This is a genomic window from Pseudorhodoplanes sp. (genome assembly GCF_059499825.1).
On record NZ_JCABZI010000002.1, the window covers coordinates 187,621 to 212,789 of the forward strand.

Below are 25,169 nucleotides of genomic sequence, written 5' to 3' on the forward strand. Positions count from 1 at the left end.
TAGGGTCTTGCGGCCCGTTTGTTAGCATCCTTGGAATAGGCGCATTGGACCTGTACATCAACCGCGATATACCCACCCCAACAGCCCTTTCCGCCCTATGCCACAAGGGAATGCATGAGCACGATTCGTAATATCTGCGTCTATTGCGGCTCCGGCCCCGGCACCGATCCGCATTTCGTCAAGGCGGCACACGCCTTCGGGGCCATCCTGGCCGAGAACGACATCGGCCTCGTCTATGGCGGCGGGTCGGTCGGACTGATGGGCGCGGTCGCGGCCTCCACGCTCGCCCGCGGCGGCCGGGTCACCGGAATCATCCCGGAGTTCCTGTCCAGCAAGGAGCGGCCTTTCACGGACGCGCAGGAGCTCATCGTCACCCGCGACATGCACGAGCGCAAGCGCATCATGTTCGAGCGGTCGGACGCGTTTGTCGCCCTTCCCGGCGGCATCGGCACGCTGGAGGAACTGGTCGAACAGCTCACCTGGGCACAACTCGGCCGCCACAAGAAGCCGATCCTGGCCGCCAATATCGGCGGCTTTTGGGATCCGCTCTGCGCGCTGCTCGACCATATGCGCGCTTTGGCGTTCATCCGCAGCGGCCTGTCGGTCAGTCTGCTGGTCGCCGATCGCGTGGAGGATATTCTCCCCAAGCTTCAGGAGGCTGCGCGCCCGATCGCAGAGGCCGAGAAGCTGATGGAATCGGGCGCGGCCGAACGGATGTAGCCGCTAGCGCCGGGGGCTTACCAGAACGCGATAGGTGCCGTCTGTCGCGGGCTGCCCCTGCCGGACAGGCCCCGCAAGATCGCCCGCAATGCGGTGCGCGATCGGAAGCCGGTAATGCAGATTGTCCCAATAATTTCTGTCCTCGGTCGTAATCGACGAGGGAATGCGCCAGTCGACCACGGTCGCGTTATGTGACGCTCCGATCGCGGCGATGCGGGCCTTGCATTCCGCCTCGTTCGCAGCGGCACGTGTTCCCGGCGCGGGCTGGGCGGCAACATGGACCGGCATGAACGCGAGCACCACCTCGGTGTCGCGCGGAAGCGAGGCCAGCATGGTTTCGAGATAGTCCAGGGCCGGAAAGCGCAACTCCTCCCGTTCCGCGTCCGAAAGCACGACGGGAGGCTGCCGCGGCACTTTCGCGTGCCGCCCCCTCGACCAGATGTGGCCCTGCGCGCGCTCGAAGTCGTATTCGTCCTCCGGCGGCACGAATACGCCAAAACCGTCACTTCGCAGACGTTCGCGATACAGCCCGAGTTTGTTGCCAGCAAGCCTGAAAGCGATTTCGAGCGTCGCAGAATTGAGAATATAGAGCAGGTCGTTCCAACGATTGGCGTCGTAGAGCCAATCCGGAAACCCAGCCGGCGTGATACGTCTGCGATCTGCATTTGGGTCGCACCAGACGCCGTCGAGGCCGACAATCAGGGCCTTCGGTGCGCCAACCTCGCGCAGAAACAGCGACACCAATTGCTGCTGCTCCCAAGCCGTCATCGAATCCATGGAGAGATTGGCGAAGCTCCGCCCGAATCCCGGATTGAGTATCTCCGGATCGATGAGGCGTGCGGTCGAACTCCCAACCACGACGCCGTCGAAGCGGCCGCTGCGCACGATTTGCGGATACATGTAGCGCTGGCTGATGCTGACGATCGGCCGCTCCATCGGGAGCGAAAATGGGACCGCGTGATAGGGATCGAGCAGCGCGATGAATAAATAAATAGCGCCGAGACCACCGGCGAAGACGCCCACATATGTCATGGCGAAACGACGCCATGACCGCGCCTGTTGTGCTTGTTCCAGTTCCTGTTCCTGCCGACTTGTTTCCTGCATATGCGGTCTCAGAACTGGAAATATATGAAATTGACCGGCGCGCCGCGACCGACTTCCAGAATGCAGTAAATTGAGAGGCTCGCAGCCGCAGCGGCGAACCAGGGCCGCGGAGCCATGGCCTCCAGTCGATCTTTGATCTCATACGCCGACGGAACAAGCGCGGATACGAGCGCCGAGGCCACGATCAGTGCTCCACCTGCAAAGCTCCCGCCGATTGCAGTCGGGCTGGCCATCGCCGTCAGCACATTGCGGGCGGTGTCAAAATCAAGTGCCCGGAAGATCACCCAGCCGACGACCACGAACATCATCGTGACGGCCCAGCCGAGCAAAGCCGGCATCGGCCGCCCGAGCTTCTGCCACGTGTGACACGTGATCAATCCGACCCCGTGCCACAAGCCCCAGATGACGAAATTCCATCCGGCGCCGTGCCACAGGCCACAAAGAAACATGGTGACCAAAGTCGCGAGCAGAAAGCGGGCCTCTCCCGAGCGGCTGCCGCCGAGCGGAATGTAGAGATAATCGCGCAGGAAATTAGACAGCGAGATGTGCCAGCGACGCCAGAAATCGCGAATGCTGGTTGCCAGATACGGCCCCCGGAAATTTTCAGGCAGGATCAACCCGAACATCAGCGCGATGCCAATTGCCATTTCGGTATAGGCTGAAAAATCGAGAAAAAGCTGGAAGGTGAAGGCTAGCGCCGCGTTCCATCCTTCCACGAATGTCAAAGGCTTCTGACCGGCGCGCACGAACAATGGATCGACAATCGGCGCCAGCTTGTCGGCGAGAAGCACCTTCTTGGCGAAGCCCACAGTAAAGATTACAAAGCCGATGCCGAAGCGTTGCGCCAGGCCGGCGCGGCGCGGATCGAGCGCGAATTGCGGGATCAGCTCGTTGTGGCGCACGATCGGACCCGCGATCAAATGCGGGAACACCATGACGAACAGTGCAAACGGCCGGTAGGGATAGATCGGCGCATCGCCGCGCATGCGGTCGACAAGATACGAGACGAGCTGGAAAGAAAAAAAGCTGATGCCGATCGGCAGCACGATTTCCGTTCGCGACAGCGTGAGACCCGTTACCGCCTCGAAATTCAGAACCAGGAATTCGGCATACTTGAACGTCGCCAGCGATGCGAGGTTGATCACCACGCCGAGCACCAGCGGCCAGCGCGCAGCAACACGTTCGTGGAGCAGCGCGAGCAACCAGGTTACGGTGACCTGACCGACGAGGAGCGGAACGAAACGCGCGTCCCACCATCCATAAAAGATCAGCGACGCACCGATCAGCACCCATTGTCGGGCCGCGGCCGATCCCGAGACCGCGTAATAGAGGGCAAGCGCGGCCGGCAGGAAGATCAGGATGAAGACTTGGGACTGGAAAAGCATCTGACTCGCGGCGGCGCCGCGCCAAATGCGGCCATTGTAGCTACATCCTCGAATAATTCCGACGCAAGGGGTACTGGCAACGTCGCCCGTCCCGCGCGCGACCTACAGCCGGAAGCTACCTCAGGAACGTCACCGCTTCCACCCGGTTTCCATCCGGATCCCGGATATAGGCCGCATAATAGCCGTCGCCGTGTTGCGGACGAGGACCGGGTACACCGTCGGAGGCGCCGCCGGCGGCAAGCGCCGCGGCGTGAAACGCATCGACCATCTCGCGGCTCGCTGCGCGGAGCGCGACATGCACGCCATTATTGTCGGGTCGGGACTGCATGTTGGCCCGGTGATTGATCCAGAATTCGGAATAGCGCTTGCCGAAGGCGACGGTTGCCGGTCGTGTCTCGAGCCTTGCATAGCCGAGCGTGGCCAAGACGGTTTCATAGAACCGGGCAGCGGCTGCAAGATTGGAAACCGGAATGGAGACATGATCGATCATGGCGACTCGGAGGCTCCCCGATCCGTCATCCTGACGTCCAAGTGGCGCGAGTCTCGAAGGAGACCGGCCAATGCCGGCCCGTCGTCCTGCAAGACCGTCGCTACGATGGCACCTGAGTGCGAGCGATTCCACTCACGCTTTCGCGCCCGAACGCACCAGCTTGTAGACGATCGAATCCATCAGCGCCTGGAACGAAGCATCGATGATGTTCGGCGACACCCCGACCGTGGTCCAGCGCTCGCCCGCCTCGTCTTCGCTTTCGATCAACACGCGGGTCACGGCTTCGGTACCGGCATTGAGGATGCGGACGCGATAGTCGATGAGCTTCAGCCCGTCGATATGCTTCTGATACTTGCCGAGGTCCTTCCGCAAAGCAACGTCCAGCGCGTTAACCGGTCCGTTGCCCTCACCCGCCGAAATCAGCGTCTGGCCGTCGATCTTCACTTTCACCACCGCCATGGCCACGGTGACGCGCTTGCCGACCGCGTTGTAGCGCTGCTCGACATTCACATCGAACTGCTCAACGTCGAAATAATCCGGCACCGTGCCGAGCACACGCCGTGCCAGCAATTCGAAGGAGGCATCGGCGCCCTCATACGCATAGCCATGCGCCTCGCGCTCCTTGACCTCGTCAAGGAGGCGCGCAATGCGCGGGTCGTTCCGGTCGACGACCATCCCGATCCGCTCCAGCTCGGCCAGCAGGTTGGAGCGTCCGCCCTGGTCGGAAACGAGCACACGGCGACGGTTGCCGACCGATTCTGGCGGCACATGCTCGTAGGTCTGAGGCTCCTTCAGAAGCGCAGAGGCATGAATGCCGGCTTTGGTCGCAAACGCGGAGTCGCCGACATAGGGCGCATGGCGGTTCGGCGGACGGTTCAGCATCTCGTCGAGCTTGCGCGAGGCCGGTGCCAGCGCCTTCAGCTGATCGTCCGAAACATTGATATCGAACTTCTCGGCGAAGTCCTTCTTGAGCTTCAGCGTCGGGATGATCGAGACCAGATTGGCGTTGCCGCAGCGCTCGCCGATGCCGTTCAGCGTCCCCTGGATCTGGCGCGCACCGGCACGCACCGCTGCGAGCGAATTGGCCACCGCATGTTCGGTGTCGTTATGCGCATGGATGCCGACATGGTCGCCGGGAATAACTTTGACCACCGCGCCGACGATCTCTTCCACTTCATGCGGCAGCGTGCCGCCATTGGTGTCGCACAACACCACCCATCGTGCACCTGCATCGTAGGCGGCTTTGGCGCAGGACAGGGCGTAATCGGGATTGGCCTTGTAGCCGTCGAAAAAATGCTCGCAATCGACCAGGACTTCGCGGCCCCTGGCTTTCGCTGCCGTCACGCTGTCACGGATGGAGGCGAGGTTCTCCTCATTGGTGGTCTCGAGGGCCACCCGGACGTGATAGTCCCACGACTTTGCAACGAAGCAGATCGCGTCGGCCTTCGCATCGAGCAGCGCCGCGACGCCCGGATCGTTGGACGCCGAACGGCCCGGGCGGCGCGTCATGCCGAACGCCGTGAAAGTGGTGTTGAGGCCGCGATCGGTCGCGAACAGCTCGGTGTCGGTCGGATTGGCGCCGGGATAGCCACCTTCGACATAGTCGAGACCCAGCCCGTCGATCATCTGCGCGATCGCAACCTTGTCGTCGAGCGTGAAGTCGACGCCGTTGGTCTGCGCGCCATCACGCAGCGTGGTGTCGAAGAGATAGAGGCGTTCGCGCGCCATGGTGTGATCCTTGATCCAGCCCGGCGTTACCAGAGACCGTACAGCTTCAGCGCAAGCGCCACCGCAGCCACGATCAGCACGATCTTGAGCGCAATGTAATAGAGCCAGTGACGCGGAAACGGAGTGTCGGGACGCCTCATCGCCTCACCACAGGTAGTAGTTCGAGGCGAGCGCTATGGCGACCAGGACTGCGATGATGCCGACGACGAAATGATGCTTCTGAAGGTTCATTGCAATGTCTCCGCGGCGGCATGATCGCCGCCAAGCGATTTTTCCATGGTGGTGTTGGCGAGCCATTCGTCGCCGCGCAACACGGTGTTGCGGCTTTTCGCGGCATAGCCGCGCCGGCTGAAGAAATCATGCGCGGTGTCGCTGGCTTCCACCGTCAGCTTTTTCGCACCGCGGGCAGCTGCGAGCTTCTCGAGCGCCTGGACCAGCATCGTCGCGGCACCCTGCCCCGCCGCAGCCGGATGCACGTAGAGCATGTCGATGACGTCGGCACCCTTGAGTGACGCAAAGCCAACCGGCGCGCCATCCATCGTTGCCAGCAGCGTGAGCTGGTCCGTCAGTCGCTTGCCAAACGCGGCCTCATCGTCGGCGGCTTCGAGCCAGGCCTCGATCTGCGAATCCGAATAATCCTCGACCGCGATCTCCTCAACACTGGCGCGAAAAATCTCGGCCAGCAGCGGGATATCCGCCGGCAGCATGGGACGCAGCGCGAGATTCTGATCGGCCGGTGCCATCAGCGCGCGACCTCCCAGGTGGTGCCCTCTTTGGAATCTGTGAGCTTGATGCCCTTAGCGGCAAGCTCGTCGCGGATCCGGTCGGACTCCGCCCAGTTCTTCGCAGCGCGGGCGGCATTGCGAGCCGATATATAGCGCTCGATATCCGCAGAGGCGATGGCAGGCGCAGGCGCGTGCTCACGCTGCCATGCCTTCAACTCCGTCTCGCGGAAGCCGAAAAATGCGAGCGTCCCGGCCAGCGCCTTGCGACCGCCGGCGTGCTTCAGCGCATGCATTTCGGCGATAGCCTTCGGTGTGTTGAGATCGTCGAGCAAAGCGTCAAGGACGCCCGGAGCCGGCCGCGCATCGGCCTCGCTGGTCGCGGCATCGAAGAAGCCCGACAAAGCTTTTTCGGCCTCCTGAAGTCCCTTCACCGTCCAATTGATCGGCTGGCGATACTGCGTGGCAAGCATCGCCAATCGCACCACATCGCCAGGCCAGTCCTGCAGCACCTCGCGAATGGTGACGAAATTGCCGAGGCTCTTCGACATTTTCTCGCCTTCGACCTGCAGGAAGCCGTTATGCATCCACACGTTCGCCATCACGCCGGTATGAAACGCGCAGCGCGACTGGGCGATCTCGTTCTCGTGGTGCGGGAACACCAGGTCGATGCCGCCGCCATGGATGTCGAAAGTCTCGCCGAGATGCTTCCACGACATCGCCGAGCATTCGATATGCCAGCCAGGGCGGCCCGGCGTTGATATCCCGCAAGGCGACGGCCATCCCGGCTCACTCTCCTTCGAGGGCTTCCACAACACGAAGTCCTGATCGTGCCGTTTGTACGGGGCGACATCGACACGGGCGCCCGCGATCATCTCATCGAGCGGACGCTTCGAGAGCTTGCCGTAATCGGGCATCGACGGCACCGAGAACAGCACATGCTCCTCGGCTACATAGGCATGACCCGACGCAACCAGCCGCTCGATCAGCGTCTTCATCTCGGCGATATGTTCGGTCGCGCGCGGCTCGATATCGGGCGGCAGGCAGCCAAGCGCGGCCACATCGGCCTTGAAATTGGCGTAGGTGGTTTCGGTGAGATCGCGGATCGAGATGCCCTGCTCGGCCGCCCGCGCGTTGATCTTGTCGTCGACGTCGGTGATGTTGCGGACGTATTTGACGTGACCGGCGCCATAGATGTGCCGCAGCAACCGGTACAGCACGTCGAAAACGATTACCGGCCGCGCATTGCCGATATGGGCGAAGTCATAGACCGTCGGCCCGCACACATACATGCGGACATTGCTCGGATCGAGCGGCCGAAACTCCCGCTTCTCGCGCGACAGCGTATCGTAGAGCTTGAGCTCCATCGTCAATAAGTCCTCAGGCCCTGCTGGCCCGGGCGTTCTGTTCATCGCGATGGATAAAAGACAGCCGCAGCCAGCGTTCAGGCGCTAGCGAATAATCTCCCGGCAAATGCCGAAAATTGCGTTGCGGGCGGTCATGGCCGGAAAATGTGGGAAAATCACCGTCCCGTCAAGAGGATAGCAGGAAACAAATCACGGTTAACAGAACCTTAGGAATTAAGGCGCAATTTGCAACAAACTGCGGACGGTACGAGCGATTCAATGCGATTCCTGCTGGCACTTTCCCTTGCCGCTGTAATCCTGCCGGCACACCTTGGTCAGGCATCGGCGGAGAAGCGGACCTTCATCATCGCCAACAGTCCCGATGGTTACGGAGTGGATCGTTGCCTGGCGCAGGGCGCACCCTGCGGCGCGGCGGCGGCGGCGGCGTATTGCCAGTCGAAGCGGTTTTCCGGCGCGGCCTCCTTTCGGAGGATCGAGCGCGAGGAGATCACCGGCGCTGTGCGCGCCAGCGGCTCTTGCGGACGCAACGGGTGCGACGACTTCGTCGCAATCGTATGCAGGCGCTGAACGCACGACCTGCAAAAAGTTCCCGAAGCATAGATAGATCGAGACGCGGCGCCGTTGCGCTTGGAAACAACGTGTACCGGCGATAGGATCGGCGTTACCCCGCCCTCCTTTTCCGGTTCCGATGATCGAAGTTCCACAGTCAAAAGCAAGCGCCGCGCGGGAACATCAGACAGCGAAGAAAGACCTGGCTTCGACGCTCCGGCCGCTGCGGCTTCTGGTGGCCGCCTCGATCATCCTGCCGGTCGCCATCTTCCTGTTCGCGGCCTGGATTTCCTATCATCAACATCTCGCGGAAGCCCGCGATCGCGTTCAGCGTAACCTCAACACGATCTACGAGCACGCCCTGAAGGTGTTCGACACCTTCGAACTCAGCGCCCGCTATCTTGACGAACTGACCGCTGGGACGACCGAGGCGGACATTCGGTCACGCGAGCCCGAGTTCAACGCGCGCCTGAAATCGATCACCGACGCCCTGCCGCAATTGCGCGACCTGTGGATCATTTCAGCGTCCGGCGCGCCGCTGGTCTCGGGCACGATCTACCCGATGCCCAAGATCGACCTGTCCGATCGGGATTATTTCCGGATCCACAAGGACAATGCGAAAGCCGGCGTTTTCGTCAGCGAGGTGCTGAAGGCCCGCGCAGCCGACACCACATTCTTCACCCTGAGCCGCCCGGTCAGCGGACCGAACGGCAGTTTCGGCGGCGTGACGACGGTCTCGATCGCTCCCGAATATTTCATCAACTTCTATGCCAAGCTGCCGCCGCCCGGCGTGTTCGCTCTCATCCGCGATGACGGCGCGATCCTGGCGCGCTACCCGGACCTGTCGCAGCGACTTGAAAAGCTTTCACCGGACTCGACGGTGATGAGGAGCATCAGGGAGCATCCCGACGAGGGCTTCGTCACCGGCACGTCGTCTTTCGACGGCCATACGCGGCTGTTCGCGTATCGCAAGATGCCGCGTTACAACATTTACGTCGTGTCAGGAATCGAAAGCGACGTGGTGATTCGCGAATGGCTCACCAACATGGGCAGCCACCTGATCTTCGGGTTGCCCGCCACGATTGCCATGATCGGTCTCGGCTTCGTCGCCCTGAAACGCACGCGGCGCGAAGCAATCGCGCATGCACAACTTCAACAGGAGGTCGCGCGGCGCGAACGCACCGAACTCGCGCTCCAGCAGGCGCTGAAGATGGAGGCCGTCGGCCGCCTCACCGGCGGCGTCGCGCACGACTTCAACAACCTGCTCACCGCGATCCTGGGGAATGTCGACCTCGCCCTGCGCCGGGTGCCGGAGGGTGACGACCGGCTGCGGCGCTCGCTGCATTCGGCCCGTCAGGCCTCGGAACGCGCCGCGAGTCTCGTGCAGCGCCTGCTCGCCTTTTCGCGCCAGCATCCGCTGGAGGAAAAACTGGTCGACGTGAACCGCCTCGTCCAGGGCATGTCGGAATTGCTGCGGCGAACCATCGGCGAGACCATCACGGTCGAGACCGTGCTTGCCGGTGGCCTGTGGAAGACCGCGGTCGATCCGAACCAGCTCGAAAACGCGCTCCTGAACCTCGCCGTGAATGCCCGCGACGCCATGCCGGAGGGCGGACGCCTCACCATCGAGACCGCCAACACCTATCTCGACGACGCCTATGTCGCCGCCAACGCTGCGGATATGTCGTCGGGCCAATATGTGCTGGTCGCGGTCAGCGACACCGGAGCCGGCATGACCAAGGACGTGGTAGACCGCGCCTTCGAGCCATTCTTCACGACCAAGCCGATGGGCGCCGGGACCGGTCTTGGACTGAGCATGGTCTATGGCTTCGTGAAGCAATCCCGCGGACATATCAAGATTTACAGCGAGACCGGCGAAGGCACGTCGATCAAGATCTATCTGCCGCGGCTCGCGGACGAAGCCGGAATCGAACCGTGGGAGCCGAGCGAGCCCGCGCGCGATAGCTCGGCTTCAGTACAGCGTCCGGAACAGATCCTGCTCGTCGAGGATGACGAAGAGGTCAACCGTTTCTCGAGCGAAGTGCTGCGTGACGAAGGCTATCACGTCATCGCGGCCCATGAAGGGGCAAGCGGCCTGCGGCTGCTCGATGCCAATCCCGACGTGAAACTGCTGTTTACGGACGTGGTGCTGCCCGGCGGCATGAACGGACGGCAACTTGCCGATGAAGCGCGACGCAGGCGACCGGACCTCAAGGTGCTGTTCACCACCGGCTATACCCGCAATGCCATCATCCATCACGGCCGGCTCGATGCCGATGTCGAGCTCCTGACCAAGCCCTTCACCTCCGAAGCGCTCGCCGAAAAAGTGCGTCAGATCCTCGATATGAATTCATCCGACCCGGTTGCGCGGGTGAGCGCGGTACTCGACAACATCAAAAACAAATCGCAGGATTGACGGCTGAGTGCGCGACCGGTCATGCCGCGGGCATGGTCTGCTTCGCAAACGCAATCGCCTCACGCAGAATGTCGATATCGCCAATGTGATTGGCGAGTATGAGAACGAGCTTCGCATCCAGTTCCGACGCCTCGGATTCGGACAGGCCGCGCCTCGCTTCGACCAGGGTAACGAAGGCCTGATCCGAATCCTTGAATCGCGATTGGGTCATAAGTGGCATCGCAGAAACTCCGTGGGTCGGCCAGACTACTGGTTGCGACCAGTGTTGAGCGGAACCAATTTATTCAGAGCGACGAACGTCGGAACTTTGCCTGCGGCGGAACATAGTCCGGTAATGCGGGTTGTATGGCACGCGCGCTCAAAAGGAAGGTTCCCATGTCCGCCGTTGCCGTCAGATCGATGTTCCGCTCGCATCCTGAGCAACCGAGCCATGCCGATGCCCTCAGCACATGCATAGACGCATGTTTCGATTGCGTGGAGACCTCCACGGCCTGCGCAGATGCGTGCCTTGCCGAGAGGCATGTCGAGCGGCTCATCACATGCATCCGGCTCAACCAGGACTGCGCCGCCGTTTGCGCCGCGACCGGCAGCATCCTGTCCCGCGCCAACAAGGTCGGCCACCGGCAACTTCTCGAAGCGCAGCTCACCACCTGCATTGCCTTCGCTCGCGCCTGCGCGACCGAGTGCCAGCGCCACGCTGATATGCACAAGCATTGTGAGGTCTGCGCCAAGGTCTGTCAGCATTGCGTGAACGCCTGCACCGAGATGCTGTCGTCGATGCGCATGCCGACCTGATCCCAAAAAACCGGGGACAGGTGTCGGGAAAAGATCACGCGAAGCCTGCCTAAAGAGCGAGCGCGCGTTCGCGCGCGGCCGCAACCTTTTCCGTCGTCGGCGCGCGCCAGCGCGCGCAGATGTGCTGGTCCGGCCGCAGCAGATAACCAGAGCCCGGCTGCGCGTCGAAGCGATTGGCAAAATCGCCGCGCGCGTCGATCAGGTCGCGGCCGATCACCGTAAGCTTGATGCCGTCCGGAATGACCGGGGCAGTCCCGTTCGCGACATAGAGCAATTCAAAACCATCGGATAGTTTCTCCACCAGGTGACAAGCGGACTTGTCCGCCGCCATCATCGGCGCGTCGACAGCCGGGCCGCCGAGTTGGGCTGCTCCCATGAAGGTGTCCTCATCGGGAGTCGACAGCGGCGTGTCGTAGATGCTCGCCACCGACAGCCGCCCGGAATTGACCATGCGCCGGGCGAAGTCTGCATGCGGCGCAAGCGACAGCACGGCATTGCGCAGCGTTCGCTCGGCCGGTGAACGCGGCGCGATGAAGTCGGTCGACCGCGTGGAGTGACCGATATTCTCGTCGGCCGCCTGCATGCGCTCGTGGTCGTAGCTCGCGATCAGCGCCTCGCCGGCGTCACCGCGGAGCACGGCGACAAGCTTCCACGCGAGATTTTCCGCGTCCTCCACACCCGAATTGGCGCCCCTCGCCCCGAATGGCGAGACCTGATGCGCAGCGTCGCCGACAAACACCACGCGTCCATGCACGAAGCGATCGATTCGGCGGCAGTTGAAGCGGTAGATCGACACCCAGTCGACATGAAAATCGCGATCGCCCAGCATCTTGCGGATGCGAGGCGTATAGTTCTCCGGCTTCAGTTCGTGTTCGATATCGGCATCGGGCCCAAGTTGCAGGTCCACCCGCCACGATTCATCGGGTTGCCGGTGCATCAGCGCCGACTGGCCGGTATGAAACGGCGGATCGAACCAGAAACGCCGCTCGGTGGGGATATCGTCCGCCGGCATGCGTAGATCGGCGATCAGGAATTTCTCCTCAAAGGTATGCCCCTTGAATTCCAGGCCCATGAGATCGCGCATGGTCGAGCGCGCGCCATCGGCGGCGATCACCCAGGCTGCGTCGAGCCGATATGGACCGTCCGGAGTCTCGATCGTGACCGTGACGCCATCGTTGCGCTTCTCGATCCCGGTGACGCGGTTGCGCCATCGCAGATCGATCTGCGGCAAGTCCTGCACGCGGTCGACCAGCGCCTTCTCGAGATAGAATTGCTGAAGGTTGATGAAGGCCGGCATCTTGTGGCCGTCCTCGGGCAGCAGGTCGAAGGCATAGACCGGCCGGTCGCCAAGATAGACCCGGCCGAGCTTCCAGGTCACGCCCATCTCGACCAGCTTCTCGCCGACGCCCAAGCGATCCAGTATTTCCAGCGTGCGCTTCGAATAGCAGAGCCCGCGCGACCCCTCGCCGATCCGGTCGGCGTCGTCGAGCAGCACCGAAGGCACGCCGCGCTGCGCCAGATCGATCGCCATCGACAGGCCGACCGGGCCGGCGCCGACGATGACGACCGTGTGGCGCGCGGGCTTCGCCGCATCCTGATCCGGCGACCGCCGGTAACCGAAGTGAAACAGCGACTTCCGTTCGTTTGCCACGGCACGTGCTCCTGTCTTCACTTGCCCGTCACGTTCTGAATGGCAGGCTGGACTCGATATGGCGACGCTCCCCGTCGGAACACGGACCGCGCTTGAGGAGAGCTTTTTCGATCTGGCCTTGCGTGATGCCATGCAACAACGAGATCAATGTCAACTTCCGCTCTGGCGATTTGAGCGTCGTGCGCCAGTACGCCATCATCGGAAGATAATTGAGACGCCGCCAATCCAGCCCACAGCGCTCGGCCATCGCACTGACAACGCCACGTCCGACGATCGCCTTAGCCTCATTAATCGTCAGCGGGGGATTGGCACGCTCATCTGCGGTCGCTGGCGAACAGGCTTGGCCATTCGCGCAAACACCTTTTTGGATATTGTCCAGCGCGAGGGAGAGCAATTGCCGAACCGTTTCGTCCTGATTCGATGGTCGGGCCTGCGACGATGCGGCGCAAAACAGCAACGCAACGAATAGGCCGCACCAGAAACCGCGCATCGGTCACCCCTGCAGCGCCGACCACATCTCGCGATCGCGTTCGGCAGTCCAGATCACCGGATGTCCGATGCCCTTCGCCTCATCGTAAGCGCGCGCCACATTGAACGGCATGCAATGCTCGTAGATCGCATAGCTCGAGAATTTCGGATCCATGGCTTCGCGCGCAGCCGCAAACGCGTCTTTCAGCGACAGCCCCTTCGCGACGCTGTTCTGCGCCGAGCCGTAGAGTGTCGCGAGGAAATCGCGCGTGCCTTCGATCCCGGCCTGCACCTTCTCCGGCGTCGCAAGCGCCGCTCCACGGCCGGGCACGAGCGCATTGGCCTTGAAGGCGCTGAGCCGGTCGAGCGTGTTCGGCCAGTCGGCCAGATGTGCGTCGCCGCAATAACAGGCCGAATGATATTCGACGAGATCGCCGGAGAACACGACATTGGCGTCCGGCACCCAGGCGATGACATCGCCTGCCGTGTGCCCGCGCCCGATATGCATGATCCGCACTTCGCGCTTGCCGAGCCACACCGACATCTGCTGCGGGAAAGTGACGGTCGGCCAGGTCAGGCCTTCGATGGATTCCACCGCGCGAAACAGCCGCGGGAAACGGCCGATCTCGGAATCCTTGTCCTGCTGTCCGCGTTCGACGATCAGTTCACGCGTCGCGTCGGATGCCAAAATCTCCGCATCCACATACGCCGACGCGCCAAGCACGCGCACCGCATGATAGTGGCTGAGCAACACGTATTTGATCGGCTTGTCGGTGACCCTGCGCACCCGCTCGATCACCTCCAGCGCCATCACCGGCGTCGCCTGCGCGTCAACCACCATGACGCTGTCGTCGCCGACGATGATCCCGGAATTCGGATCGCCTTCCGCGGTGAAGGCATAGAGATCGCGCCCAATCTCATCGAACGAAATCGTCTTTTCCGCCGTATCGGCGGTCGAAGCAAAGCCCTTGGCCATGGTCCACCCTGTCCGCCGCTCGGATCGCGGCCTGTCGTTATTTCGGAGGCGTGTAGCGCACCACTTCCTGCTCGATAGCGCCGAAGATCGAGCGACCGTCCTTGTCGTTCATTTCGATACGCGCGGTGTCGCCGAACTTGAGGAATGGCGTCGACGGCTTGCCGTGCAGGATCGTCTCGACGGTGCGGATTTCCGCAATGCAGGAATAGCCGAGGCCGCCTTCGGAGATCGGCTTGCCCGGTCCACCCGACGCATCGCGGTTGGACACCGTACCGGCGCCGAGGATCGTGCCGGCGCCGAGCGGCCTTGTCCTTGCCGCGTGCGCGATCAGCGTCGGAAAATCGAACGTCATGTCGACCGAGCACATCGGCTTGCCGAACGGCTTGCCGTTGATGAAACTCAACAGTGGCAGATCGACCTTGGCACCGTCCCAGGCCTTGCCCAGTTCGTCCGGCGTGACTGCGACCGGCGTAAAGGCCGACGGCGGCTTCGATTGCAGGAAGCCGAAGCCCTTGGGCAGTTCCTGCGGCACGATGTTGCGCAGCGTCACGTCGTTGACCAGCATGATCAGCCGGATGGCCTTGGCCGCTTGTTCGCGGGTTGCGCCCATCGGCACGTCGCCCAGAATGACGACAACCTCCGCCTCGATATCCGCACCATAGGCCTCATCCGCCAGTTGGATCGGATCGCGCGGCGCCATCACCACGTCGGAAATGCCCTGATACATCAGCGGATCGGTCCAGAACGATTCCGGCACCTCTGCGCCGCGTGCCTGGCGCACCAGTGCCACATGGTTCACATAGGCGGAGCCGTCCAGCCACTGATAGGCGCGCGGCAATGGCGATGCCACTTTCGCCGGGTCGAACGGCATATGTGCGATCCGGTTCGCCTCAAGCGAGTCCGCCATTTCGGTCAGACGCGGAACCACGGAATCCCAGTCATCGAGCGCGGCCTGCAGCGTCGGCGCAATGGCAGACGCATCGGCACAGCGCGACAGATCGCGCGACACAACGACCAGGCGGCCATCGCGGCCGCTCTTCAAGGATGCAAGTTTCATTAAGCCTTTCCGTCCCGCGTCAGGCGAATGTCGATCTCGCGATCGACGTAACGCCATTCTTCCGTTGCTCGCAGCTTCTCGACCAATTCGTCGAAAGCTGCTTCATCGCTCACACTATATTCAAACCATGTCAGGAAATCGAACGCTTCGCCAAGGTCGCGACAATGATGTAATTGTCGCGCGATCGTCGGCAGATATTGATTCCCGATCTCGATATGGTGCGAAGTCTCCTCGAAAATCCTGCGACGCTCGTCCTGCGCGAGCTGCCACCAGCGCGCAGTCTTGTTGATCGGGATCAGCGCGGCGCATAGCGCCTCGCTTCGCCCCAGACCAGCCTGCCGGCTTACCAAGCTCCTGCGCTCTGCATCCGTCGTATAGCGCAGATTGGAGGTCACGCCGCGCAACACCCAAGCCGTCCCCTCATCTGCGTCCACGTGACCACGAAGCATTGACAAGTTTCGCGCGGGTGGAAGGCCGTCACCGCAAATCACGTCCATGCGTTCGATGCGCCAATCGCCAATATTTCCGGCAACAAAACTAAACATGTTCTGAGCCGGCATGCCTTGACCAAATCCTATTTCGGCTCTCGGCGATTCGGATCGAAGTGCTTCTTTAGCCCCTTCCAGCAGTCGATGTAATTGTCCTGCCGCGTTTCATGCTCGGCCGCGTATTTGGTGACGCGTTGCCGGAAGCGGGTCTCGAACATGAAAGCGAGGGTATTGGCAAGCTTCACCGGCTTGAGTTCGACATTGCTGGCATGTTCAAAAGCATCGACGTCGGGTCCGTGCGGCAGCATGGTGTTGTGCAGCGAGAACCCGCCCGGCACGAAACCTTCCGGCTTCGCGTCATAGACGCCGTAAACCAGGCCCATAAATTCCGACATGATGTTGCGATGATACCAGGGCGGCCGGAACGTGTTTTCGGCCACGCCCCAGCGCTCCGGAAAAATCACGAAGTCGATATTGGCGGTGCCGGGCGTCTCCGACGGCGAGGTCATCACCGTGAAGATCGACGGATCGGGATGATCGAACAGCACCGCGCCCACCGGCGAGAAGTATCGCAGATTGTATTTGTAAGGCGCGTAATTGCCGTGCCACGCCACTACGTCGAGCGGCGAATGCGGCAGTTTGGTTTCGAACAGCTCACCGCCCCACTTCACGTAAAGCGTGCACGGCTCCTCGACATCCTCGTAGGCGGCGACCGGCGTCAGGAAGTCGCGCGGATTGGCAAGGCAATTGGCCCCGATCGGACCGCGATCCGGTAAGGTGAACGCGCCGCCGTAATTCTCGCAGACATAGGCGCGCGCCGGACCGTCGACCAGTTCGACGCGGAAAATCACACCGCGCGGGATGACGCAGATTTCGCCCGGCGCGATCTCGATCAAACCGAACTCGGTGCGGAAGCGGAGATTGCCCTGCTCCGCCACGATCAGGAATTCGCCGTCGGCGTTGAAGAAATGCTCGCGCAGCATCGACTCGGTCACGACCAGCACATGGGCCGCCATGCCGCTCATCGCCTCACTATCGCCGGCCACGGTGATGGTGCGCAGCCCGGTGACGAAATTGAGCTTGGCCTCGGGAATGGGCGTCGGACTCCAGCGCAATTGCCCGATGGTCAGATCGGTGTCGTCGCGCTCCGGCGCGGTGCGCATAAGACCGCGGTCGATCTTCTTGAAGCGGCCGGTATGGCGCACGGTCGGGCGGATGCGATAGAGCCAGGAGCGCTGGTTGGTCGCCTGCGGCGCGGTGAAGGGCGAACCGGACAATTGCTCGGCATAGAGCCCGTAATTGATCTTTTGTGGCGAGTTTCGCCCGACCGGCAAAGCGCCGGGCAGCGCCTCGGTCTCGAAGGAATTACCGAAGCCGGACATGTACTCCGCGGCATCGACCAACGGTTCGGTGCGGATCCGGTCGGTAACCGCTGCGGGGGACGCTTGCCGCCGGACGCGCGGCGCGGTGTCGATATCGGCCATCACGTATTCTCCCTGATGCGAACGCCGTCCGGCTGTGGACGGTTCTTGATTTTGGGCAATTACTGCTCTTGTTTAGGCGCCATACGATAGTTTCATTCGTAACTAACGTCAATGGCGTGTTCACTATTCGCGCTATTTGCCTTGAATCCGCCGCGCAGACAGTCCATATGAACGCCCATCGAGGCCGACTCAGTCCTTTGAGTCGCTAGCGGGCCGCGTGAACGAAAATCAGATTGCACCTCGTGCAGCGACTTTCGGCCCGCCAACACTTTCCTCATATCCGGCAGCCCTGAACACGCGGGATGTCCTCCGAACCCCGCGCGAAGCGTCCGCGTCCTATTCCGGGACCCGGCGTTCGAGCTGCACGAAAGATTGTATTTTGACCGCTTTTCTTGAACTCGGGCTCGCTGAGCCGATCACCCGTGCCCTGATCGAAGAGGGCTACGAGACCCCCACTCCCATCCAGTCGCAGACCATTCCGCACGTGCTCGCCGGACGCGACGTCGTCGGCATTGCGCAGACCGGTACCGGCAAGACCGCGGCTTTCGCGCTGCCGATCCTCAATCATCTGGCTAAGAATCGCATCCGCGCAGAGCGAAAAAGCTGCCGCGTGCTGGTTCTGAGCCCGACGCGCGAGCTCTCCGGCCAGATCATGGAGAGCTTCCGGACCTATGGCCGATACATGAAAGTTTCGGTGACGCTCGCCATCGGCGGCGTTCCGATCGGCAAGCAAATGCGGGCGATGGCGAACGGCGTCGATGTGCTGGTTGCGACCCCGGGCCGCCTGCTGGACCTGATGCAGGAGCGCGCCGTAACGCTCGATAAAGTCGAGATCCTCGTGCTCGACGAAGCCGATCGCATGCTCGATATGGGCTTCATCCACGATATTCGCCGCATCGTCGCCAAATGCCCGGCGCAGCGGCAGACGCTGTTCTTCTCGGCCACGATGCCGCCGCCGATCGAAGAGCTCGGCCGCCTGATGCTGCGTGACCCCGCCCGGGTGGCGGTGACGCCGCAGGCCTCGACCGTCGAGCGGATCGCCCAGCGCGTCGTGCATATCGACAAGGCCGGCAAGGCCAACCTGCTCGCCGACCTCCTGAAGAGCGAGCCAATCGACCGCGCCATCGTCTTCACCCGCACCAAGCACGGCGCCGACCGCGTGGTCCGCCAGCTCAGCCAGGCTGGTCTCGCGGCGGAAGCGATCCACGGCAACAAGTCGCAGGGCCAGCGCGAGCGGGCGCTCGCCGCCTTCCGCAACGGCAAGGTCAAGACCCTGATCGCCACCGACATCGCCGCGCGTGGCATCGATGTCGACGGCATCACCCATGTCTTCAATTACGACCTGCCCAACGTGGCGGAGAGCTACGTGCACCGCATCGGCCGCACGGCGCGAGCCGGCGCCGACGGCATAGCGATCTCGTTCTGCGACAACGAGGAGCGCGCCTATCTGCGCGATATCGAAAAGCTGATCCGCATGGCCCTGCCCGCGACCGATGGCCGGACCGGCCAGCCGGTCGAGGCACGAGCCCCGTCCGCCGGCCGAGGGCACGCCCCCGGTCAGCCGGCCAAGAACCGGTCACGCAACCGTCCCGGACAGCGCGGTCGCCGGCGCGACCAGGAGGCCAAGGCGGGTGGCAAGACCGGTGCTGGCGGCCAGAACGGACGTCCGCAGGAGCACCGGGCCGAGCAAAGGGCTCCCGCGCAGGCGTTCTCAACCCCGCAGGGACAGAATGGCGGAACCGGCGATGGTGCGTTATCATCAATGGGATTCATGCGGGACCGTAAGCCTGAGCGCCGCGAAAAGCGGCCGCACGCGCAATCCCCGCGCTGATCGCATTCGCTCAAGGGACCAAGGATGTCGAAAGAAGAGATGCTCGAATTCGACGGCACCGTCACTGAGGTGCTGCCGGACGGAAATTTCCGCGTGAAACTCGACAACGACCACGAAATCCTCGCCTACACCGCCGGCAAGATGCGGAAATTCCGCATCCGCACCGGCGTCGGCGACCGCGTGATCGTGGAGATGTCGCCCTACGACCTCTCGCGCGGCCGCATCAGCTTCCGCCATCGCGGCAACGCGATGCCGGCGCCGCCCACAAGGCGGCAGACCTTCGTGCGGAAGCGTTGACTTTCGTCGCCGCGTAGGCGCGGCGGCACCGCACCTCACGAGCGTCCTGTTCTCTGCACGTCATGGCCGGGCTATGCCCGGCCATTCTATTTGGGGCGGGCGTCAATGGCTCTCCGGGTCATTCGAACCGCAAAAGCAGAGACATCCGATGAAAATTCGTGTCGGCTACGAGCTGATCTACGACTTCCCGCAGCCCACGCCGATGATCATGGTTCTGGGTACCCATTTCACCCGGGCGTCGGACGTGATCGTGCCGGATTATCTGACAATCGATCCTGCCGTACCGATCTCACCCTACCGGGACGTGTTCGGAAACTGGTGCAGCCGCCTCGTCGCTCCTGCCGGCCGCGTGACCCTTTCGGCCGATGGCCTGGTCAAGGACAGCGGACAGCCGGACGTTGTTGCTCCAACCGCCCCGCAGCACGCGGTCGAGGATTTGCCGGCCGACACGCTGATCTATCTCCTCGGCAGCCGCTATTGCGAGACCGATCGCCTGTCGGACATCGCCTGGAAGCTGTTTGCGAACTCGCCGCCGGGCTGGGCCCGGGTGCAGACGATCTGCGATTACGTCCACAATCACATCGCGTTCGGATACGAGCACGCCCGCGCGACGAAAACCGCCTTCGACGTCTATCACGAAGGCAAGGGTGTGTGCCGCGACTACGCGCATCTGGCCATCACCTTCTGCCGCTGCATGAACATTCCGGCGCGCTATTGCAGCGGATACCTCAGCGACATCGGGACGCCACTGCCCTACGGCACACCGGATTTCGCGGGCTGGTTCGAGGCCTATCTCGGCGGCCGCTGGTATACCTTCGACCCGCGCAACAACGAGCCGCGGATCGGCCGCGTGCTGATGGCAATCGGCCGCGACGCGTCGGACGTGCCGATCACCCACACCTTCGGCCCCAATACGCTGGTGAGTTTCAAGGTCTGGACCGACGAGGTCGTCTAGGCGCAGATCGCTCTGTGCATCAGTCGCGCCTTCGCACCATGACGGCAAGCGTCAGATCGTCGAACGGATAATCGTTCGGACGCGTGGTCAGCGCCTTCTCCATCGCCGCATAGAACCGGTCGGCCAAGTCATCCGCGCTGGCCTGTCCAGATCGAAACAATCCATCTCTCAGACTGCTCTCGCTGAAGGCCCGCGTGAACGCGGTATAGCTCTTCGCAAACGCGGCGACATCGCCGGTTTTCTCCAGCACCGCCTGATATGGCGATGCGACCGGCGTCAGCCCGCAATGCAGCAGTTCGAGCTTTTCGGCCAAAGCACCCGTCACCGGCGCTGTCGCCTCCTCGATGGTGCGCGGCACCACCGGAAAGCAGTAACGCCTATAGACATCCCGCGGCACTTCACCCGCATCGACGAGTTGTAGCGCGCACTCGTTCATAAGCTTCAGCAATCCGGCTGCGCTGACCCGCGCCGGCTCGGCGCTGCCGTCCGTACCCAGCATCTGCACCAGCAGTACCCCACCCGGCTGCAATTCCTCCGCGCGCGCGGCGAGGAAGCTCTGCCAGTCGTCGGCGGACTGCTTCAGGATTTTCCTAAGCTCCGGGGGCGGCGCATCTGAACGATAGAGCGAGCGCGGCATGTCGAGGTCCGGCGGTTGCCGCGACAGCCAGTGCGCAGCAGAGCCGGACGTACCAAGCGTGATGCTCGCGGGCGTGGTGACCTTTTCGAAAAAGCCGCGCGGCGCAAACAAGGCGTGGGCCTGCGGGAATTTCGCGAGATAGGAATCCGGCGACGACAGATTGCGCGCCAGCGTATTCCAGTCATTGGTCGGCAGGTCGTTGTGCACGACACCGAAGCCCTTCGCGCCGCGGGCCGAAAGCAGATCGAGCGCCGTCGTCACGGTCGCCATCGAATTCCTGCCCTCGGAGCAACCGTAATCGGCGACGATGACCTGCCCATCGACCGGCATGGTCAGGGCCGCCACCGCCTGCTGAAGGAGCGCCGCGACGCTTGCCGCCGTCTCGGCCTGGAAGACGAATGAGCGTCGTAATAGCCGCCGCCGACCATGCCTTCCGTTGCATTGGTCATTGGCGCCCTCCCGCGGTCAGCCCACCTTCGCCGGCAATGACACGAACCCACGAAACCGTGCGCGCGGCGAACGCACCGGCTCACCCGTAAGCCGATAGTCCGGAAAGCGTGCCAGGAACCGCTCCAGCGCGATACGGCCTTCCAGCCGTGCCACATTCATTCCGGCGCAGACGTGGATCCCGCTGGCAAAGGCCAGATGCCGGTTGGGATTTCGGCCGACATCGAAGCGGTCGGGATCGGGAAAGTATTTCGGATCGCGATTGGCGGCGGCGATGGCAATGGTGATGAGATCGCCCTCTTTCATCGGCACGCCGCCGAGCACGGTACTCGCAACGACGCGCCGGTTGCCGAGCTGGTTCGAGCTCTCGAAGCGCAACACCTCCTCGACCGCAGAGCGCATCAGCGAGGGATCGGCCATCAGCCGCGCCTTCTCCTCGGGCCATAGCAGCAGCGTATACAGCGCGTTGCCGATCAGGTTGGTTGTGGTTTCGTGTCCGGCATTGAGAATGAAGATGCAGTTCTGCAGGAGTTCGGTTTCGGTCAGCTTGCGGCCGTCATGCTCGCCGTTGATCAGGCGGGTCAGCACATCCTTGTTGGGATCGCCGGGATTACGGCGGCGGTCGTCGGTCAGGATTTTCAGATAAGCGAGAAATTCGGTGACCGCATCGTTGCCGGTCTTCAGCTGCTGGTCGGTGAGAACCGGTTCGAGTGCGCCAAGGATTGCGAGCGACCAGGCACGCAAGGGACCACGCTCGTCATGCGGAACGCCGAGCAGATTGCCGATGATCTCGACCGGGATGGCAGAGGCGAAATCCTCGATCAGGTCCACCTGACCCGTCTCTCGCCCCTTGCGCTCGAGTTCGTTCAGCAGACGGTCGACCAGTTCGACCAGGCCGATTTCCATTTCGGCGATCGCACGCGGCGACAGCGCACCGGCTATGGCGCGCCGCACCTGCGTGTGCAACGGCGGATCGTTGAAGACGAGGCTCGTGGTGTGGTGCTCGAACAGAGGCGAGTCGCCGAATTTCGGGCGAAACTCGATCTTCTTGTCGGAGGAATAGGTCTTCGCGTCCTTGTAGAGCGTCTCGCAGTCGTCGTAGCGAGTGATGATATAGCTGCCGTCCGGCATACGGTGGACCGGATCGTGCTCGCGCAAGGCATGAAAATACGGATATGGATCGTCGATGAAATCGGCGGGCAGCCGCTTCAGGTCGAAAGCGCGGGCCGCCGTTTCGGCCGCCTCAACGGTTTTGAATGTCGCCATCTGGTGTCCCGGCAGTCACCCTGCCCCCCTTGCACACCGGGCGCAGTCCGCCTGTCAACTGCCTCCGCCGCCGTTGCGCCGCAGCGCGAGTTACGCCATGGTCCGGCTGCTCGCTCCGCAGACGGGTGACGACGAAATTCGGTCATGACGACGCAGATGAAAGGGTCAACCGCTGCCGGCGAAAGGCGGTCCAGCCAGGACGCCCCGCTGCGGCTCGACGATTTCCTGCCCTATCAGCTCAATGTGGTGGCGAGCCTGGTATCGCAGGCGCTGTCCCGCCTGTATGCGGAACGCTACGGCATCGGCGTGCCGGAATGGCGGGTGCTGGTCACGCTCGGCGAATTCGAGACCATGACCGGCAAGGCCATCGGCGAACACAGCCATATGCACAAGACCAAGGTGTCGCGCGCGGTGGCCCTGCTCGAGAAACGGAAGTTTCTGGTGCGGCGCGTCAACCGGTCGGACCTGCGGGAATCCTTCCTGTCACTCACACCGGAGGGACGCGCCATCTACAACGATCTCGCTCCGGGTGCGACGGACCTCGCCCGCCACCTGACCGACGCCATCGATCCCGCCGACCGCGAACCGTTCGCGCGCGCATTATCGCGCCTGATCGAGCGTGCGAAACCGCTCGCCGAAGAAGCGACCGAGGACCCCGATCGGTAGCGCATGCCGGGCATGGCGCCGCGGGGCTGGACAAGCCTTTCGCCTTGGCGTTTGGTCGCGAAAACAACAGCCGCCCGGGGACAGACCTGTGAAACTCTATACCTATTTCCGCTCGTCGGCCGCATATCGGGTGCGCATCGCGCTGAACCTGAAGGATCAGCCTTATGAGATGGTGTCGATCCATCTGACCAAGGATGGCGGCAAGCAGCACACCCCCGAATATCGCGCGATCAATCCGCAGATGCGGGTTCCGGCGCTGACGTTGTCGAGCGGCGACACCATCATCCAGTCGCTGGCGATCATCGAATATCTGGAAGAGGTGTATCCGGAACCGGCGCTGCTGCCGGTCGACGCCCTCGATCGCGCGCATGTCCGTGCGGTGTGCGAAATCATCGCCTGCGACATTCATCCGATCAACAACCTGATCGTGCTCAACACACTGAAGAAGCTCGGGCATGATCAGGCGACCGTCGACGACTGGTACCGCTCCTGGGTAATCGCCGGGTTCGAGGCGATCGAACCGCTGCTCAAGCCCGGCCCCTATGCATTCGGATCGCGGGTCACGATGGCGGATGTCTGCCTGGTGCCGCAGGTCTTCAATGCCCGGCGTTTCAAGGTGCAGGTCGAGGCGTTCCCGAAGATTGCAGCCGTCGAGGCCGCCTGCGCCAAGCTGCCCGCCTTCGACAAGGCGCGTCCCGAAAACCAGCCCGACGCCGAGTAGCATCCAGACTGCGGACAACGAAAAGCGAGCGCGGCGTGCAAAGACAGAACATCGGACGTGTCGTCCTGTGGATGACGGGCACGCTGCTGTCGTTCTCGATCATGGCGGTTTCAATCCGCCTGCTCGCAGGTTCGCTGTCGGTGTTCGAGATTTTGACGATACGCTGCGTTGGCGCCCTGACCATCCTGTTCTCGTTGCTGGCGGTGAATCCGGCGCTCAGGCCGCAATTGCGCACCAAGCGCATTCCGATGCACTTCTTCCGCTCGGCGGTGCATTTCGGCGGGCAATATTGCTGGGCGACCGCGCTGACGCTGCTGCCCTTCGCGACCGTGTTCGCGCTCGAATTCACGTTGCCGGTCTGGGTGCTGATCCTCGCCGTGGCCGTGCTGGGCGAGAAGCTCACATCCGGCCGCATCGTGGTGATTGTGCTTGGCTTCATCGGCTGTCTGGTGATCCTGCGGCCGGGACTAATCGCGTTCCAGCCGGCCTCCCTCCTCGTTTTGCTGTGCTCGTTTCTCTATGCCGTCTTCAATGTCGCCACCAAGCAGATGACCTCCACGGAAACGACGTTCGCGATCGTCTTCTGGATGAACCTGCTGCAATTCCCGCTGGCGCTGTCGGGCAGCGATCCGCTGTTCGTCCTGCGGCTGGAACCCTGGCAAACCGCTCCGATCATCGGGGTTGGCGTCGCCGGCCTCGCCGCGCATTACTGCATGGCCCGGGCGTTCCGCTACGGCGACGCAAGTGTGGTGATACCGCTCGATTTCCTGCGGGTGCCGCTGATCGCGCTGGTGGGCTACTTTTTCTTCGCCGAATCCGTCGATGCACTGGTGTTCGTGGGCGCGGCGATCATTCTGTCCGGCATTCTGTGGAATTTGCGGCTGGAAGCACGGGATTCGCGGAATGTGGCGCTGCCCGAAGACGAAGGCACCCCGGAGCGGCCCTAGGG

At 62.6% G+C, this 25,169-nt stretch carries 24 protein-coding genes and 1 pseudogene; 10 read left to right on the forward strand and 15 right to left on the reverse strand.

Going from position 1 to position 25,169, the window contains the following annotated elements; genetic code table 11:
* The first annotated feature begins 114 nt into the window (after positions 1-114).
* On the forward strand, positions 115-720 hold the full coding sequence (locus AC5I5I_RS04275; RefSeq protein WP_495970229.1) for an LOG family protein: 606 nt from the start codon (positions 115-117) through the stop codon (positions 718-720).
* 3 nt (positions 721-723) lie between these two features.
* Here AC5I5I_RS04275 and AC5I5I_RS04280 read toward each other — a convergent pair whose 3' ends face one another.
* The 6 genes from AC5I5I_RS04280 to cysS all read right to left on the reverse strand — a co-directional run bounded on the left by AC5I5I_RS04280 (position 724) and on the right by cysS (position 7,516).
* Positions 724-1,752, reverse strand: coding sequence for a hypothetical protein (locus AC5I5I_RS04280; RefSeq protein WP_495970231.1), 1,029 nt, complete (start codon positions 1,750-1,752; stop codon positions 724-726).
* An 80-nt stretch (positions 1,753-1,832) separates the two neighbouring features.
* A complete protein-coding gene (locus AC5I5I_RS04285; RefSeq protein ID WP_495970233.1) occupies positions 1,833-3,209 on the reverse strand; it encodes an MBOAT family O-acyltransferase in 1,377 nt (458 codons plus the stop codon).
* Positions 3,210-3,324: 115 nt separating this feature from the next.
* Complete coding sequence (locus tag AC5I5I_RS04290; RefSeq protein ID WP_495970235.1) at positions 3,325-3,699, reverse strand: VOC family protein; 375 nt, start codon at positions 3,697-3,699, stop codon at positions 3,325-3,327.
* Positions 3,700-3,831: 132 nt separating this feature from the next.
* A complete protein-coding gene (cimA, locus tag AC5I5I_RS04295) occupies positions 3,832-5,427 on the reverse strand; it encodes a citramalate synthase (protein WP_495970236.1) in 1,596 nt (531 codons plus the stop codon).
* Positions 5,428-5,654: 227 nt separating this feature from the next.
* Positions 5,655-6,170 (reverse strand): GNAT family N-acetyltransferase, encoded by a 516-nt coding sequence (locus AC5I5I_RS04300; RefSeq protein WP_495970238.1) that lies wholly within the window; start codon positions 6,168-6,170, stop codon positions 5,655-5,657.
* Positions 6,170-7,516: a cysteine--tRNA ligase gene (gene cysS, locus AC5I5I_RS04305; protein ID WP_495970240.1), complete on the reverse strand. Its 1,347-nt coding sequence runs from the start codon at positions 7,514-7,516 to the stop codon at positions 6,170-6,172. The genes AC5I5I_RS04300 and cysS overlap by 1 nt, the downstream gene beginning before the upstream one ends.
* Positions 7,517-7,774: 258 nt before the next feature.
* On the opposite strand from cysS, the gene AC5I5I_RS04310 reads away from it, so the two are divergent.
* Together AC5I5I_RS04310 and AC5I5I_RS04315 are read left to right on the forward strand one after the other, a co-directional pair.
* Positions 7,775-8,083, forward strand: a complete 309-nt coding sequence (locus AC5I5I_RS04310) for a hypothetical protein (RefSeq protein WP_495970242.1) — start codon at positions 7,775-7,777, stop codon at positions 8,081-8,083.
* A gap of 121 nt (positions 8,084-8,204) precedes the next feature.
* Entirely contained in the window at positions 8,205-10,481 is a 2,277-nt protein-coding gene (locus tag AC5I5I_RS04315) for a hybrid sensor histidine kinase/response regulator family protein (protein WP_495970244.1), read from the forward strand.
* 19 nt (positions 10,482-10,500) lie between these two features.
* Here the strand turns inward: AC5I5I_RS04315 and AC5I5I_RS04320 are convergent, their stop codons facing one another.
* Complete coding sequence (locus AC5I5I_RS04320; RefSeq protein WP_495970246.1) at positions 10,501-10,701, reverse strand: DUF2783 domain-containing protein; 201 nt, start codon at positions 10,699-10,701, stop codon at positions 10,501-10,503.
* Between the two features lie 125 nt (positions 10,702-10,826).
* Here AC5I5I_RS04320 and AC5I5I_RS04325 point away from each other — a divergent pair, with 125 nt between their 5' ends.
* Positions 10,827-11,276, forward strand: coding sequence for a four-helix bundle copper-binding protein (locus AC5I5I_RS04325; protein WP_495970248.1), 450 nt, complete (start codon positions 10,827-10,829; stop codon positions 11,274-11,276).
* Between the two features lie 49 nt (positions 11,277-11,325).
* Here the strand turns inward: AC5I5I_RS04325 and AC5I5I_RS04330 are convergent, their stop codons facing one another.
* Genes AC5I5I_RS04330 through hmgA form a run of 6 tightly spaced genes read right to left on the reverse strand, consistent with a single transcriptional unit; the run spans position 11,326 to position 17,298 of the window.
* Positions 11,326-12,927: an FAD-dependent oxidoreductase gene (locus tag AC5I5I_RS04330; protein ID WP_495970250.1), complete on the reverse strand. Its 1,602-nt coding sequence runs from the start codon at positions 12,925-12,927 to the stop codon at positions 11,326-11,328.
* Positions 12,928-12,955: 28 nt separating this feature from the next.
* Complete coding sequence (locus tag AC5I5I_RS04335) at positions 12,956-13,417, reverse strand: hypothetical protein (protein ID WP_495970252.1); 462 nt, start codon at positions 13,415-13,417, stop codon at positions 12,956-12,958.
* Positions 13,418-13,420: 3 nt separating this feature from the next.
* The gene (locus AC5I5I_RS04340) at positions 13,421-14,371 is read right to left on the reverse strand and encodes an MBL fold metallo-hydrolase (RefSeq protein ID WP_495970254.1); all 951 of its coding nucleotides are present in this window, start codon (positions 14,369-14,371) and stop codon (positions 13,421-13,423) included.
* 37 nt (positions 14,372-14,408) lie between these two features.
* Positions 14,409-15,428 carry a fumarylacetoacetate hydrolase family protein gene (locus AC5I5I_RS04345; RefSeq protein WP_495970256.1) on the reverse strand — a complete coding sequence of 340 codons (1,020 nt, stop codon included), beginning with the start codon at positions 15,426-15,428 and terminating at the stop codon, positions 14,409-14,411.
* A complete protein-coding gene (locus tag AC5I5I_RS04350; protein WP_495970258.1) occupies positions 15,428-15,988 on the reverse strand; it encodes a chlorite dismutase family protein in 561 nt (186 codons plus the stop codon). Before AC5I5I_RS04350 ends, AC5I5I_RS04345 begins: the two co-directional genes overlap by 1 nt.
* 14 nt (positions 15,989-16,002) lie before the next feature.
* The gene (gene hmgA, locus AC5I5I_RS04355) at positions 16,003-17,298 is read right to left on the reverse strand and encodes a homogentisate 1,2-dioxygenase (RefSeq protein WP_495971122.1); all 1,296 of its coding nucleotides are present in this window, start codon (positions 17,296-17,298) and stop codon (positions 16,003-16,005) included.
* A 481-nt stretch (positions 17,299-17,779) separates the two neighbouring features.
* On the opposite strand from hmgA, the gene AC5I5I_RS04360 reads away from it, so the two are divergent.
* The 3 genes from AC5I5I_RS04360 to AC5I5I_RS04370 all read left to right on the forward strand — a co-directional run bounded on the left by AC5I5I_RS04360 (position 17,780) and on the right by AC5I5I_RS04370 (position 20,483).
* The gene (locus tag AC5I5I_RS04360; protein WP_495970260.1) at positions 17,780-19,231 is read left to right on the forward strand and encodes a DEAD/DEAH box helicase; all 1,452 of its coding nucleotides are present in this window, start codon (positions 17,780-17,782) and stop codon (positions 19,229-19,231) included.
* Between the two features lie 24 nt (positions 19,232-19,255).
* Positions 19,256-19,528 carry a translation initiation factor IF-1 gene (infA, locus tag AC5I5I_RS04365; RefSeq protein WP_325607840.1) on the forward strand — a complete coding sequence of 91 codons (273 nt, stop codon included), beginning with the start codon at positions 19,256-19,258 and terminating at the stop codon, positions 19,526-19,528.
* Between the two features lie 148 nt (positions 19,529-19,676).
* Positions 19,677-20,483, forward strand: a complete 807-nt coding sequence (locus AC5I5I_RS04370; RefSeq protein WP_495970263.1) for a transglutaminase-like domain-containing protein — start codon at positions 19,677-19,679, stop codon at positions 20,481-20,483.
* A gap of 19 nt (positions 20,484-20,502) precedes the next feature.
* Here the strand turns inward: AC5I5I_RS04370 and AC5I5I_RS04375 are convergent.
* A pseudogene (locus AC5I5I_RS04375) lies at positions 20,503-21,501 on the reverse strand (class I SAM-dependent methyltransferase); the annotation flags it as partial.
* 84 nt (positions 21,502-21,585) lie between these two features.
* A complete protein-coding gene (locus AC5I5I_RS04380) occupies positions 21,586-22,833 on the reverse strand; it encodes a cytochrome P450 (RefSeq protein WP_495970265.1) in 1,248 nt (415 codons plus the stop codon).
* 156 nt (positions 22,834-22,989) lie between these two features.
* On the opposite strand from AC5I5I_RS04380, the gene AC5I5I_RS04385 reads away from it, so the two are divergent.
* From AC5I5I_RS04385 to AC5I5I_RS04395, 3 genes are all read left to right on the forward strand, one after another.
* Complete coding sequence (locus tag AC5I5I_RS04385) at positions 22,990-23,499, forward strand: MarR family winged helix-turn-helix transcriptional regulator (RefSeq protein ID WP_495970267.1); 510 nt, start codon at positions 22,990-22,992, stop codon at positions 23,497-23,499.
* A gap of 88 nt (positions 23,500-23,587) precedes the next feature.
* Positions 23,588-24,220, forward strand: a complete 633-nt coding sequence (gene maiA, locus AC5I5I_RS04390) for a maleylacetoacetate isomerase (protein ID WP_495970269.1) — start codon at positions 23,588-23,590, stop codon at positions 24,218-24,220.
* A gap of 35 nt (positions 24,221-24,255) precedes the next feature.
* A complete protein-coding gene (locus AC5I5I_RS04395) occupies positions 24,256-25,167 on the forward strand; it encodes a DMT family transporter (RefSeq protein WP_495970271.1) in 912 nt (303 codons plus the stop codon).
* Positions 25,168-25,169 lie beyond the last annotated feature (2 nt).

What these genes read in the sequence shown, in the direction of transcription:
- infA (WP_325607840.1), top strand. Translation starts at nt 19,256, where the DNA reads ATGTCGAAAGAAGAGATGCTCGAATTCGACGGCACCGTCACTGAGGTG.
- AC5I5I_RS04275 (WP_495970229.1), top strand. Translation starts at nt 115, where the DNA reads ATGAGCACGATTCGTAATATCTGCGTCTATTGCGGCTCCGGCCCCGGC.
- cimA (WP_495970236.1), bottom strand. Translation starts at nt 5,427, where the DNA reads ATGGCGCGCGAACGCCTCTATCTCTTCGACACCACGCTGCGTGATGGC.
- AC5I5I_RS04350 (WP_495970258.1), bottom strand. Translation starts at nt 15,988, where the DNA reads ATGCCGGCTCAGAACATGTTTAGTTTTGTTGCCGGAAATATTGGCGAT.
- AC5I5I_RS04325 (WP_495970248.1), top strand. Translation starts at nt 10,827, where the DNA reads ATGGCACGCGCGCTCAAAAGGAAGGTTCCCATGTCCGCCGTTGCCGTC.
- AC5I5I_RS04315 (WP_495970244.1), top strand. Translation starts at nt 8,205, where the DNA reads ATGATCGAAGTTCCACAGTCAAAAGCAAGCGCCGCGCGGGAACATCAG.
- AC5I5I_RS04340 (WP_495970254.1), bottom strand. Translation starts at nt 14,371, where the DNA reads ATGGCCAAGGGCTTTGCTTCGACCGCCGATACGGCGGAAAAGACGATT.
- AC5I5I_RS04385 (WP_495970267.1), top strand. Translation starts at nt 22,990, where the DNA reads ATGAAAGGGTCAACCGCTGCCGGCGAAAGGCGGTCCAGCCAGGACGCC.
- AC5I5I_RS04335 (WP_495970252.1), bottom strand. Translation starts at nt 13,417, where the DNA reads ATGCGCGGTTTCTGGTGCGGCCTATTCGTTGCGTTGCTGTTTTGCGCC.
- AC5I5I_RS04370 (WP_495970263.1), top strand. Translation starts at nt 19,677, where the DNA reads ATGAAAATTCGTGTCGGCTACGAGCTGATCTACGACTTCCCGCAGCCC.
- AC5I5I_RS04345 (WP_495970256.1), bottom strand. Translation starts at nt 15,428, where the DNA reads ATGAAACTTGCATCCTTGAAGAGCGGCCGCGATGGCCGCCTGGTCGTT.
- AC5I5I_RS04310 (WP_495970242.1), top strand. Translation starts at nt 7,775, where the DNA reads ATGCGATTCCTGCTGGCACTTTCCCTTGCCGCTGTAATCCTGCCGGCA.
- AC5I5I_RS04290 (WP_495970235.1), bottom strand. Translation starts at nt 3,699, where the DNA reads ATGATCGATCATGTCTCCATTCCGGTTTCCAATCTTGCAGCCGCTGCC.
- hmgA (WP_495971122.1), bottom strand. Translation starts at nt 17,298, where the DNA reads ATGTCCGGCTTCGGTAATTCCTTCGAGACCGAGGCGCTGCCCGGCGCT.
- AC5I5I_RS04380 (WP_495970265.1), bottom strand. Translation starts at nt 22,833, where the DNA reads ATGGCGACATTCAAAACCGTTGAGGCGGCCGAAACGGCGGCCCGCGCT.
- AC5I5I_RS04300 (WP_495970238.1), bottom strand. Translation starts at nt 6,170, where the DNA reads ATGGCACCGGCCGATCAGAATCTCGCGCTGCGTCCCATGCTGCCGGCG.
- AC5I5I_RS04280 (WP_495970231.1), bottom strand. Translation starts at nt 1,752, where the DNA reads ATGACATATGTGGGCGTCTTCGCCGGTGGTCTCGGCGCTATTTATTTA.
- AC5I5I_RS04285 (WP_495970233.1), bottom strand. Translation starts at nt 3,209, where the DNA reads ATGCTTTTCCAGTCCCAAGTCTTCATCCTGATCTTCCTGCCGGCCGCG.
- cysS (WP_495970240.1), bottom strand. Translation starts at nt 7,516, where the DNA reads ATGGAGCTCAAGCTCTACGATACGCTGTCGCGCGAGAAGCGGGAGTTT.
- AC5I5I_RS04320 (WP_495970246.1), bottom strand. Translation starts at nt 10,701, where the DNA reads ATGCCACTTATGACCCAATCGCGATTCAAGGATTCGGATCAGGCCTTC.